General features: G+C 46.3%; 11 protein-coding genes. All 11 read left to right on the forward strand.

Translation table 11 applies throughout. The features are described 5' to 3' along the window. The first annotated feature begins 32 nt into the window (after window positions 1-32). The 11 genes from H9I35_RS00895 to rpsA all read left to right on the forward strand — a co-directional run bounded on the left by H9I35_RS00895 (window position 33) and on the right by rpsA (window position 12,024). Window positions 33-821: a chitobiase/beta-hexosaminidase C-terminal domain-containing protein gene (locus H9I35_RS00895; RefSeq protein WP_187419800.1), complete on the forward strand. Its 789-nt coding sequence runs from the start codon at window positions 33-35 to the stop codon at window positions 819-821. A gap of 426 nt (window positions 822-1,247) precedes the next feature. Next, window positions 1,248-1,460 carry a hypothetical protein gene (locus H9I35_RS00900; RefSeq protein WP_187419801.1) on the forward strand — a complete coding sequence of 71 codons (213 nt, stop codon included), beginning with the start codon at window positions 1,248-1,250 and terminating at the stop codon, window positions 1,458-1,460. Between the two features lie 146 nt (window positions 1,461-1,606). Next, a complete protein-coding gene (locus H9I35_RS00905) occupies window positions 1,607-2,353 on the forward strand; it encodes a hypothetical protein (protein WP_187419802.1) in 747 nt (248 codons plus the stop codon). Window positions 2,354-2,463: 110 nt separating this feature from the next. Continuing rightward, window positions 2,464-3,204 (forward strand): CPBP family intramembrane glutamic endopeptidase, encoded by a 741-nt coding sequence (locus H9I35_RS00910; RefSeq protein ID WP_187419803.1) that lies wholly within the window; start codon window positions 2,464-2,466, stop codon window positions 3,202-3,204. An 85-nt stretch (window positions 3,205-3,289) separates the two neighbouring features. Next, entirely contained in the window at window positions 3,290-4,264 is a 975-nt protein-coding gene (locus H9I35_RS00915; protein ID WP_187419804.1) for a TRAP transporter TatT component family protein, read from the forward strand. Between the two features lie 59 nt (window positions 4,265-4,323). Next, window positions 4,324-5,352, forward strand: coding sequence for a TRAP transporter substrate-binding protein DctP (gene dctP, locus H9I35_RS00920; protein ID WP_187419805.1), 1,029 nt, complete (start codon window positions 4,324-4,326; stop codon window positions 5,350-5,352). Between the two features lies 1 nt (window position 5,353). Continuing rightward, complete coding sequence (locus H9I35_RS00925; RefSeq protein ID WP_187419806.1) at window positions 5,354-7,183, forward strand: TRAP transporter large permease; 1,830 nt, start codon at window positions 5,354-5,356, stop codon at window positions 7,181-7,183. A 338-nt stretch (window positions 7,184-7,521) separates the two neighbouring features. After that, window positions 7,522-8,322, forward strand: coding sequence for a segregation and condensation protein A (locus H9I35_RS00930; RefSeq protein WP_252722767.1), 801 nt, complete (start codon window positions 7,522-7,524; stop codon window positions 8,320-8,322). A 15-nt stretch (window positions 8,323-8,337) separates the two neighbouring features. After that, entirely contained in the window at window positions 8,338-8,877 is a 540-nt protein-coding gene (gene scpB, locus H9I35_RS00935; RefSeq protein ID WP_187419808.1) for an SMC-Scp complex subunit ScpB, read from the forward strand. Window positions 8,878-8,890: 13 nt separating this feature from the next. After that, window positions 8,891-9,613, forward strand: coding sequence for a pseudouridine synthase (locus tag H9I35_RS00940; protein WP_371809452.1), 723 nt, complete (start codon window positions 8,891-8,893; stop codon window positions 9,611-9,613). A 53-nt stretch (window positions 9,614-9,666) separates the two neighbouring features. Next, a complete protein-coding gene (gene rpsA / locus H9I35_RS00945) occupies window positions 9,667-12,024 on the forward strand; it encodes a 30S ribosomal protein S1 (RefSeq protein ID WP_187419810.1) in 2,358 nt (785 codons plus the stop codon).

Here is a 12,024-nt window from a genome sequence, read left to right on the forward strand (position 1 = left end):
TCGACCAAAAATGAATATTAGAGGAGTTTTTTATGAAATTACATTTTGTTAAGGCATGTAGTCTTGTAGCATTATTGTTTATAGGATGTAAATTTGAAAATCGCGATGCAATAAACGCAAGTATTGATATGGAAAATACTGAGAATTTATCGTTGCCTGAAATTACAGTATCTTATAAAATAACACCTTCTGAAGGAAAAACATATTGTAATGAACTGCTAGAAGCAGGGTGGAGTTGTAATATTTACAGACTTGATGAATTGGGAACGGGAACAATAGTTTCTTTTTCCTGTGCTGATAGTGATGTTTCATTTTATTATACATTAGATGGAACGGCTCCGACGAAGCAGAGTTTGAAATATACTAACCCATTTGAAATCAAAACTATTTCGGAAATCCGTGTAAAAGCATTTAAAGATAATGCATCAAGTAAAGTTTCAAGTCTAAAGATAAATACTCCATACGGAAAAACACAGGCCGACATTAAACGACTTTGGGCAGGTGATGGGTTAGCCGGTATTTATATAATCTATGAAGCTTTGGATGACCATTCCGGACCTAATTTTTTGAAACAACATTTCATATTAAAACTTGATGATGGTAATAGGCACTCAGGTGATGGGATACCAAGAGAAGGTATAATTACATTCGATAGTTACAATCAGAATAATTTTACGGATATGATTGGTACTACAGATATTTTTCAAAATAATATTTTTGAATCTCAAGGAGATTGGAAAGGTACTTTGTGGACAGGGATTTGGTACAAAATAGATTGTATTAGTGATAATTATCATATATGTGCATGTCGTCGCGAGTAAGCGATTGATATTCGGATTAATCTCCTCGATGAATTGAAGGAACAGAATATTAATAAAACAGAATATGACTTTATCGTTTTATTGGCGATATTGTTAATTCTAATTATATGTATAATTTTCTTTGTAAAAACGATGAAAAAGAATAAGCAAAATACAAAAGCGGAAGAGAGCGGTAATCGATTGAATTTTTATACTTACAAAATGCCGAAATCAAGAACTGCAAAATATTGTTTGGGTTGTTATGAAGGAAGCGTTTTTATTGATTTTAATCAACAACCCCGACGCAGAGCATCGGGGTTGTTGTTCTCATAAAGTGGTTGCAGTCGGGTTTAATACCCTTTGTTACGACGTAGCCTCGCAGCGAAGCTTCAAGCGGCGTCGGGGTATTAAACCCTCCGCACGAATCAGAACAATAATTTGATTTATTTGGAAAGAATTTCATTTGATGAATTCGGTTGTTTAAATATCGGTAATTCCGAAAACACACTTTCAAAAGCGGAAACAAATATTTTCGAAAAAGAAATTAAAAAAACAAAAATAGATGAAACGCAAATAAAATCTTTAGTGTTAAAATTAATTCGGATGAAGCAAGGGAAAATCGGCAGTGATATTTTTGAAAAATATAAATTATTAAAATAATTTAATGGAAAAAATCATCTTCGGCGAAAAAGACAGGGCCGGGCTGCCGAGTGCGTAAACCCCACATGAAAATGCGATCCGTTGCCGTTTAAGTTTTTTTCGGATAGAATAGTAAAGTGCATTTACTTATTATGGGAGGTGTATGCATGATTGCCGCGATTTTATTCGGATTGCTTGCAGCGATTGCGGGATTATTGTTTTGGATTTTTATCGTCATGCTGATCGTAAAAACGATAAAAAAACAGCCGAAAAAAAATACGCTCATACGTTCGGGCGTTTCCGGGCTGTTGTGGATCGTCTTTTTTTCATGTTCGATCATTATCGGAACAAAAGCTTTGATAAACGGCGATCCGCTCGTAAATAAAATCGCCGAAAGCGTCGGAGAAACGACGGCAAATATCGCGGAGCATTCATACGAAGGTATAAAAAAGGGCTGGAATAAAGCGCTGCTCAATAAAATTAATAAACTTTCCGTTTCCTTCGTTTCCATACGGGAAATCGATAAAGACGAACGGGACACGTTCGATTTTGCGGATACGAACGGGAAAAAAATATTCGAAATACTGTTGTCAATCGACAACCCTTTGGACGCTTCGAAAAAAATTCCGTACCGAAAAATAAATAAAGAACAGCTGATTTTCGGAAAAGATGTAAACGGAAACTACATACCCGTGTTTATCATCGACGATTCGGGGCTTTCAACCATTCCGTGGATTTTTACGTTTTTTCTTCCGACGTACAGAAAAGACGGAGCGTCGGTGAATATTCCGACGGGGAGATCCGAACTGCGTCTCAGGCTCGACGCGGCTGAAAAAGATTCGATAGAAAAAATCATCTTCGGCGAAAAAGACATACCGATTCCGAAAACTCCCGCCGATACAATCGATTTGTAGATACCTCTGCGCTTTGCGCGGAGCGCGAAGTTCCCCGCGCCACTTGCGACATGATTGTCCGATTGAAGGGATGAAGAATACGGATATAATAAAAAAAGTGAGGAGGTAAAATGAATAAAAAAATACTGTTTTTTTATTTGGTGAACGTATTACTGACGGTTATTCTTGCGCTGACAGTCGGAGGTATTCTACAAAACAGCAGGGGTAATGAATTACTGTCAGGTCTTATCATAATGGTTGCAGTACAATTATCTCCGTTGATAACAACTTTGATTTTTAGAAAAAAATATAATGAAAAAAAATCTTATTCTTATAAATTGGATAAATACTCGGTAATGAGTATTGTATTCCCCATAATACTGGTTTTACTGTCTTCATTTATACTCGGTTTAACGGGAAGGCACTATGTTAAGTCGGAGTATACGGGATATTTATTGCTAATCGGTATTATACTGACTATTGTCGGATCTGTCAGTGAGGAAATCGGCTGGCGAGGTACATTATTATCAATTTTGGAATATAAATATACTGCTTTTACCGGTTCATTATTTGTCGGAGTATTTTGGGGTGCATGGCATTTTTTCAAAATAATGAATGTCGGATTTGTAGGATACGTATTATTTATTCCTACGGTTATTATGCTCAGTATTTTTATTACATATTTTTATACAAAATCAAAAAATAATATTTTAAATGCGATTTTTTATCATGTTTTTTTTAATATATCAAATCTGGTTCTTTTGTTTACCAGAGAATCAATACAACTGTATGTAACCGTATTGGGTGTATCTATGATCTCATTACTATCATTATTTATATATGATAGAGATTATTTTAAATTAAAGAAATGACGAGTCGTTCATATGTGCAATACGCGCTTCTTGCAGCCGTGGTTTTGCGGTTGAGAAAGATATCGTTTTGTTATATAGTATAAATATGAAGCTCATACAAAAAGCGGCTTTCGCATCGCTCGTTCTATCCGCATCGCTGTTGCTTTCGTGCAAAACGCTCGTCGGCAATGCGCTTTCCACGGCGCTCGCGGGTGCGAACGGCAAGGGCGTTCCGCAAAAGAAAAAAGCGTCCGCCGCCGATCCTATGATCGCGATCACCGGCGAAACGGACGTAACGCTCGTCGGAGAATTTTTTCCGACGGTGCTCAAAAGCTATGAAATACTGCAAGCGGCAAATCCCCGCCATATCGGTTTGATGACGATGACGGGTTCGCTCAATATCATGTATGCGAACGCGTTCGTGCAAACTCCTGCGGAAACGCTGCCGAACGAAGAATTCGATCGCCAGCACGAAGCGTTCGAACGCGCAAAGCTGCACTACCTGCGCGGCCGCGATCTCTGCCTTAAAGCTCTCGACGGAAGGCACGCTGGTTTTCGCGCCTCCGTTTTGAGCGGAGACGAGGATGCGGTAAAAAAGGCATGTGTAAAGCTCGGCAAGTACGACGTCGAAGCTTCTTATTGGGCGTGTGCGGGCTGGCTCGGCGCGTTCAGTCTCGATCCGCTCAGCGCCGATCTCCTCGGCACTATCCGTTCTCCCGCTCTGATCCTCGAACGTGCCGCATCCCTTGCTCCCGATTACAATGCGGGCGCTATTTGGGAGCTTTTGTGCAATTTTTACATGAGCGCTCCTCCCGAATTCGGCGGAGATACGGAGAGGGGACTCTATTGTTACAATGAAGCGCTTCGCGCATCGGGCGGAAAAACGCCTGGTCCCTATGTCACTTATGCGGAAGCGATATGCGTTCCTGCGGGAGACAGGAAAGGCTTTGAAAGCTCTCTTCGTAAAGCGCTTGCGATCGATCCCGATGCGGATCCGTCGCGCCGTCTTATGACGACGATTGCGCAAAAAAAAGCGAAACGGCTGCTCGAACACGCATCGGATTATTTTCTTGAATGGTGATTTCCGTAGCTTTCGTCTGCCGTTTTTATTAAATCGATTTGAAGTTTGAGGGATTTGATATGAAATTACGTTTTGTTGTTTTTTCGATACTGTTTGCGTTCGCTGCCGCATTATCCGCGCAGCAGGTTAAAACGCTTAAAATAGCGACCGTCGCGCCGAGCCGTTCCGCATGGGATGTGCAGGAGCGCATCCTCGCGCAGGATTGGGCGAAGGGTACCGGCGGGGCGATCCAAATGCAGTTTATGGGAACGAACGCGATGGGAGGAGAGAGCGGTGTCGTTCAAAAACTCAATGCCGTTCGCCCTGGTCAAAAGGCGCCGATCGACGGAGCTATTTTTACGACGCTCGGCATCTCGACGCTCGCGCCTGAAACGCATATTTTGACAACGGCCATTCCGTTTATGTTTCGGAATCAGGAAGAAGTCGATTTGGTACTGAATACCTTCGCACCCGATTTTCAAAAAGCGATTGCCGCAAAAGGCTACGTGCTGCTCGGCTGGTTTAACGTCGGTTGGGCGTATTTTTACACGAAAAAGCCGGTGCATACGCCTTCCGATTTGAAGACGCAAAAACTTTCAGTTGCGGGCATGGGACTGCCCAAGCTTTCCGATGCGTTCAAAGCGGCCGGCTTCCGCACCGAAGATATTTCGCCCGATAAACTCTTGCAGAGCGTAAAAACGCCCGGCGGCGTCGAGGGGTTTTATTCCATTCCTATGTACGCCTATGCGGGACAATATTATAAATCGCTTCCGTACATTCTCGACGCTCCCATTTGCCCCGTCATGGCCGCGCTCATTTTATCGGAACAGGTATGGGCGGATATTTCCCCTGCGCATAAAACGGCCATGCTGAACGGAGTCAAAAAAGCGCAGGCGAATTTTATCGCGGCACAGAATACTTCCGATAAAGAGTATCTTGACCGCTGCGTCGAAGGCGGCTGTACGCTTGTAAAACTTACCGCCGCGGAGCGAAAAGTCATGGAAGAAACGCTCAGCAAAGACGCCCTCTCCATGATGAAAACGGGTATCTTCGATGAAAAATTGTATATGTCCATCGAAGCCGTCTTAAAGCGTCATCGCGGCAATTAACATGATGCGAAAAATCGAAAACGCTTTGGCCGTCGCTCTCATTGCGATCGTCGCCGTGCTCCCGCTTTTTTTGAAATTTATGCAGGGAGTGTGCCGTGTGCAAGTGCCCGGCGCCGATATCGCCGTGCTTCACTTCGTGTTTTTATTTGCGAGCGTTGCGGGTCTTGTAACATGGCGGGAAGACAGGCATTTGAGTCTTGCGTCGCTGAGTTCCGTGTTCGGCGAAAAGATCCGCCGTCCGATCGAATCGGTTAAAACGGGAGGAGCAAGCTGCATCCTTTCGGCGCTCTTTATCAATGCCTTTTGTCAGCTTGTCAATCCCGCTCAGTTCGATGCCCGCTTTTGGGGCATGAGCGTTCGTTTTTTTTTCGCGTCTCTTCCGCTGTGCTATTTCGGCATCATTGCCATGATTTCATGCAAAAAAGGTAATCTCATCGCTTCACTCATCGGTATGGTGTTCGGCCTTTTTATTTCGATGGGACCTTTTACCGGCATTCTGTATTATCTTTTCGGCATGGAAAACGTTCCGTCCCTGTACGCGATAAACGATGCATGGCTTTCGTTTTCGAAAATCGCGCTTTTGCCGATCATCGTCATTTTTTCATCTCTCGCATTTTTCGGTATGCCGCTTTTTCTCGTGCTCGGCGGTATCGCGTACGTGCTCTTTTCGGCAGGCGGCGGCTATGTCGATGTCATCCCGCTTGAAACGTACCGCATACTTACCGACCGCAATATCGCAGCAATACCGCTTTTTACGATAGCAGGTTATATTCTTTCGCAAAGCAGTGCGGGAAGCCGTTATGTCGCCGTATTCAAATCGCTCATCGGTCCTTTCCGCGGCGGAACGGTTATCGCGGCTGTCATCGTGTCGACGTTTTTCAGCACTTTTACCGGCGTTTCCGGCATAACGATCCTCGCGCTCGGGCCGTTGCTGGCCGTCGTACTCACGGGTTCCGGCTATTCCAAAGACAGAGCCGAGTCTCTCGTAACCGCTTCCGGTGCGATAGGCCTGCTTTTTCCGCCGAGCGCCGCCATCATTATGTACGCGACCGTCAATTATTTTTCCATCGACGTGTTCGACCTTTTCAAAGGCGCGATTATCCCCGGCTGTATTATGGCGCTTTCGATGATGGCGACGGGCGTCGTGCTGGATAAGAGGGGAGAGCGGCCGAAGTTTTCCGGAAAAGAAGCGCGCGATGCCGTCCTTCATTGCATTCCCGAACTGCTTATGCCGGCCTTTATTTCGGTTCTGTATTTTAAAGGCGTGTTCGATCTTTTTGAAGCCGCAGCTTTCGCAGTCATCTACGCGTTTTGTCTTTCGGTATTCGTCCGCCGCGATTTTACTTTAAAAAAATCGGCTCGTGTCGTCGCTTCGAGCGTTCCCGTTTCAGGCGGCGTTCTGTTTATCCTCGGCGCCGCATCGGGCATCTCCTATTTTATGCTCGATGCGAACGTGCCTGCGATCCTGTCGGGCTTTATCACGCAGTACGTAAAAAATCCGTATGTGTTTTTGATATTGATGAATCTCGTTCTGCTCGTCGTCGGCTGTCTCATGGATATGTTTTCCGCAATACTCATCGTTTCGCCGCTTTTGCTGCCCCTCGCGGAATCTTTCGGCGTGAGCGCGGTCAGAGCCGCCGTCATATTTTTGATGAATCTTTCAATCGGATTTTTGACGCCGCCGGTCGGTATGGATTTGTTTATTTCGTCTTATACTTTCGATAAGCCGCTTTCCCGCGTCGTAAAAGGCATCCTTCCGTTTTTGATCGTACAGTTTGCCGTACTCATGCTCGTCACCTATGTGCCGTTTTTTACGGAAGCGTTTTTGTGACGGAAGCGGAAGGTTTAAAAGCGCCGCTGAAACGGCGCGGCGCTTTTAACTTCGAGTTTTCTTGCAGAAAACTTGCGGATATACCTGTGCACGCTCGCGCACCAATGCGGCATTTTTGAAAATCGACAGTTTCTGCAATGCCGCATTTTTCGGAAGAGTACTGCTGTTGTGCGACAAGTCCGCAAGCTTGAGATTTTACGCACTTTTGCCGATATTTGAATAAGGAAATCATACTCCGCATGCACGCGCTATTTAAAGATTCTGTTCGGATATCGCGTGAACTTTGAGCGGTATTTTCAATTTTCTTCGAGGACAATATGGCGGATGAACGGACGGTAATGCAAAGTGCGGAAAGCGCGGTAAAGACAAAGCGCAATTATACGGCGGGTGAATTCGAAGGCCCGCTCGATTTGTTATGGACGCTTATCAGGGAAAGCAAAGTAAATATTTACGATATCCCGATTGCGGAAATCACCGATCAATATCTTGAATATCTCGATTATGCCGTGCAAACCGATTTAGGCGATCTGTCGGAATTTTACAGCTGGGCGGCAAAGCTTCTCTCTATCAAAAGCCGTATGCTCCTTCCCGTTGAAATCGAATACGACGACGATGACGAAGATCCTCGGCAGGAGCTCGTCGACCGCCTTATCGAATATCAAAAATTCAAGCGGCTGTCCGAACTTATGGAAGAACAGGAAGATACGTCGGAGTGGAATTTCGAGCGCGCGAAAATTCAGCGCGTGCTGCCTTTCGACAAAGACGACGGCATTTGGGAGCGGATCGATACGTGGGATCTGCTTCAGCAGATGCAGCGCATTTTCCGCGACATGGTTTCTCAGTATTCGAATGAAAAGATACTGAACATGTACGAAGAGATTTCGATCAACGAAAAGATCACGCTCATGAACGAAAAGCTCGAAGAATCGGGCGAGTGCATGTTTACGGATTTGATTACGCGGCCGGGAAACGAAATGGACATCATCTGTTCGTTTATGGCGCTGCTCGAAGCGGTAAAAGACCGGATGATCGCGGTCTTCCAAAACAGGCTCTTTGGTGATATAAAGATATGCCGGATCAAAGAAGAGTATGCGGTCGCCGAAACGGCCGCCCTCGATGCCGGCAATACAAATACCTAAGGTGACTGAAGCGGTATGGAGCTTGAAAAAGAAACTGCATTGATCGAAACGATTCTCTTCCTCGAAAGCGAGCCCGTAAGCGAGCGCTCGCTTGCAAATATTTCGCAGCTGTCGAGCGAAGTCGTCAAAAAATGTATCGACGCTTTAAAGGAGCGCCTTTCCGAAAAGTCGAGCGGCATCGAACTGCAGATGATCACCGGCGGCTGGTCGCTCGTTCCCAAAAAAGAATTGTGGCAGGCGCTGCGAGAACGTTACGGTTCCAAAAGCGAAGGAAAGCTTTCGCGCTCGGCTATGGAAACGCTTTCGATCATCGCGTATTCGCAGCCGATCACTCGCGGCGAAATCGAAGCGATTCGAGGCGTGTCCGCCGACAATATGATCCGTCTGCTTTCGGAGCGGAATTTAATAAAAGAAGTCGGCAAAAAAGATGTGCCGGGAAAACCGGTACTCTTCGGTACGACAAAAGAATTTTTAAAATTTTTCCGCCTGAACAGCATAGCCGAATTGCCGAAGCTCGATGAAGACGAAGCCGAGAGGTTTGAGCTTGCCCGCTGATTTTTCCTTTCCGATGAGGCTGCAGGCCTACCTTGCGCGATCGGGCGTTGCAAGCCGCCGCGCGTCGGAAGAGTACATCCTTTCCGGCCGCGTTTCGGTAAACGGAGAAATCGTTACGGCGCTCGGTACGAAAGTGTCGTCCGGCGATGAAGTGGCCCTCGACGGCAAAATCGTTTCGCCCGAAAAAGAGTTCCGCTACGTACTTCTCAATAAACCTGCCGGTTACGTGTGTTCTCTTTCCGATGAAAAGGGGCGGCCCGTCGCATCCGATTTGTTAAAATCCGCATACGCCGAAAGATTGTACAACGTCGGCCGCCTCGACATGTTCAGTACCGGTTTAATAATTTTTACGAACGACGGCGGCTTTGCGGCAACGCTTTCTCATCCCTCGGCGGAACTCGAAAAAGAATACGCCGTAGAAACGAGTACGCATATCCCGCGCACGCTTGCAGCCGATTTTGAAAAAGGCATCCGCATAGACAATATATTTTACCGCTGCATAAAAGCCGAAGAACGCAATGCGCGCAAAATGCACATCGTTTTGATCGAAGGCAAAAACCGTGAAATCAGGCGCGTGTTCGAATATTATCAAGTCGGCATCAAATCGCTTGAGCGCGTGCGGATCGGAAACGTAACGGCCGACGGTCTTGCGCGGGGCGAGTTCCGCGATTTAACGAAGGGCGAAGTGCAAGGGCTTCTCGCACTGTGTAAAAACAATCCGGTCGAAAGATTTTAATAAATTTTACGGAGAATTGCGGGGAAATCCCGCCGTGAGGATAATGGAGGATTATGGTTATTGCGATAGACGGACCTGCGGGTACCGGTAAAAGCACGATTGCATCTCTTCTTGCAAAAAAGCTCGGCATTACGTTTTTAAACAGCGGAAGTTTTTACCGCGCGCTCACGCTCGCGCTTTTAAAAAACGGCATCGATTTGAATGACGAGGAGGCGGTCGTCGATTTTTGCAAAAAACAAAAGCTCGATTATGTCGATTCGCATTTGATCTTAAACGGCGATGACGTCGAATCCTTACTGCACTCGGACGAAGTGAGCGCGCACGCGGCAGGCGTGTCCGCATTTCCCGAAGTGCGCCGCTTTGTCAACGCCCGTCTTCGTGAATTAACAAAATCGCTCGATATCGTTTCGGAAGGGCGCGATATGACGACCGTCGTATTTCCCGATGCCGATTGCAAATTCTATCTCGACGCTTCCCTTGACGTGCAGGCGGAGAGGAGATTCAAACAGGGTGTGAGCGGCATGTCGCTTGAAGAGATTAAAGAAGCGATAAAAAAGCGCGACGAAATCGACAAAAACAAAAAAGAGGGCGCTCTGGTCGTCGCTCCCGACGCCGTATATATCGATACGTCCACCTTGACGATAGAGAAAGTTTGTGAGATAATATTAAATCAAATTCACGTAAAAGGGTCAAAGATGGAAACACAGGAAGTGGAAAAGGAACAAAACCGGGACTCCAAGGATAAGTTCCAGACACAATTAGAAGAATCTCTGAGCAGTTTGAGCACGCCGGAAGACGGTCAGCTCATCGACGGCACGATCGTCGCCGTTACCGACGACACGGTATTTATCGACGTCAACTGCAAATCGGAAGGCAGAATCCCCAGATCGGAGTTCGGCTCGAAGACGCCGGAAGTCGGGGATACGGTTACGGTTAAACTCATCAAAAAATTCGGCAAAAACGGTCCGGAAATTTCCAAACGTCAAGCCGATGAAAAGCGTTTGTGGAAAGATATTTCCCAAGCGTTCAAAGATAAAATGCCTATAGACGGCACGGTGACGAAAGTCGTCAAAGGCGGCTTCGAAGTCGATTTGGGCGGCGGCATCCGTGCATTTTTGCCGATCAGTCAGTCGGACAGCCAAAAGGTCGAAAAGCCCGAATCGCTGGTCGGCACCGAAGGCAAAATGTATATCGAGCGGCTGTATTCCGACAACAAAGCAAATGTCGTCGTCAACCGCAGAAAATATCTCGAAGAGCGGATCGATAAAGCCCGCGACGAATTCTTTACGAACGTAAAGATCGGCGATACGGTAAAGGGTACCGTAAAGAGTTTTACGAGCTTCGGCGCCTTTATCGACTTGGGCGGTTTTGACGGCCTTTTGCACATAAACGATATGAGCTGGGGTCACGTCGCCCGTCCGAAAGATTTCGTCAAAAAAGGACAGGAAATCGAACTCAAAGTGATCCGCATGGACGAAGCCGAAAAGCGCATCAACCTTTCGCTCAAACATTTTTCCGAAGATCCGTGGATGCATTTTGAAGATGCCTATCACGTAAACGATGTCGTAAAAGGCAAAGTGACGAAGCTTACCGATTTCGGCGCCTTTATCGAACTGGAAGAGGGCATCGAAGGTCTCGTACACATAAGCGAATTTTCGTGGACGAAAAAAGTCAATAAACCGTCCGATATGGTAAAAGTCGGTGACGAAGTCGAATGCATGATCCTCGGCTACGATATTCAAGCCGGCCGCGTTTCTCTGGGCTTAAAGCAGGTTACCGCGAATCCGTGGGATACGATCGGTGAAAAATATCCTGTCGGCAGCCGTGTAAAGGGTAAAGTCGTAAAGATTACGAATGCGGGCGCTTTTGTCGCTCTCGAAGACGGCATCGACGCGTTTTTGCACGGAGACGATATTTCATGGACGAAAAAAATAAAACATCCGGGCAGCGAACTCGAACAGGATCAGGAAATTGAAGCTGTCGTCATTGAAAACGACGCGGAAAGTCACAGGATCCGGCTCGGTTTGAAACAGCTTACCGACAATCCGTGGAAGCTCTTCGCCGAAGCGCATAAACCCGGTTCGACGCTCGAAGGCGAAATCACGTCGATCACGGAATTCGGGCTTTTCGTCAAAGCGCCGGAAGGCATCGAAGGTCTCGTCAATAAAACGAATTTGAGCGAAGACCGTAACATACCCTTTGAAGAGGCGGTAAAAAATTATAAAGTCGGCGATAAGATCAATGTGTACGTCGTCGACGTCAATGTCGAAAAAGAAAAGATCGCTTTTTCCGTGCGCGAATTCAAAAAAGCGCAGGAGCGGGCGGCCATTTCGCAGTATATCGCAAAGCCGGATGAAAACGACGGCGCGTATACATTCGGCGACTTTCTGCAGACGCAGAAAAAAGACTGA

Source organism: Treponema sp. Marseille-Q4132 (assembly GCF_014334835.1).
Classification (GTDB): domain Bacteria; phylum Spirochaetota; class Spirochaetia; order Treponematales; family Treponemataceae; genus Treponema_D; species Treponema_D paredis.

What these genes read in the sequence shown, in the direction of transcription:
- H9I35_RS00895 (WP_187419800.1), top strand. Translation starts at nt 33, where the DNA reads ATGAAATTACATTTTGTTAAGGCATGTAGTCTTGTAGCATTATTGTTT.
- H9I35_RS00905 (WP_187419802.1), top strand. Translation starts at nt 1,607, where the DNA reads ATGATTGCCGCGATTTTATTCGGATTGCTTGCAGCGATTGCGGGATTA.
- H9I35_RS00910 (WP_187419803.1), top strand. Translation starts at nt 2,464, where the DNA reads ATGAATAAAAAAATACTGTTTTTTTATTTGGTGAACGTATTACTGACG.
- H9I35_RS00915 (WP_187419804.1), top strand. Translation starts at nt 3,290, where the DNA reads ATGAAGCTCATACAAAAAGCGGCTTTCGCATCGCTCGTTCTATCCGCA.
- dctP (WP_187419805.1), top strand. Translation starts at nt 4,324, where the DNA reads ATGAAATTACGTTTTGTTGTTTTTTCGATACTGTTTGCGTTCGCTGCC.
- H9I35_RS00925 (WP_187419806.1), top strand. Translation starts at nt 5,354, where the DNA reads ATGATGCGAAAAATCGAAAACGCTTTGGCCGTCGCTCTCATTGCGATC.
- H9I35_RS00930 (WP_252722767.1), top strand. Translation starts at nt 7,522, where the DNA reads ATGCAAAGTGCGGAAAGCGCGGTAAAGACAAAGCGCAATTATACGGCG.
- scpB (WP_187419808.1), top strand. Translation starts at nt 8,338, where the DNA reads ATGGAGCTTGAAAAAGAAACTGCATTGATCGAAACGATTCTCTTCCTC.
- H9I35_RS00940 (WP_371809452.1), top strand. Translation starts at nt 8,891, where the DNA reads ATGAGGCTGCAGGCCTACCTTGCGCGATCGGGCGTTGCAAGCCGCCGC.
- rpsA (WP_187419810.1), top strand. Translation starts at nt 9,667, where the DNA reads ATGGTTATTGCGATAGACGGACCTGCGGGTACCGGTAAAAGCACGATT.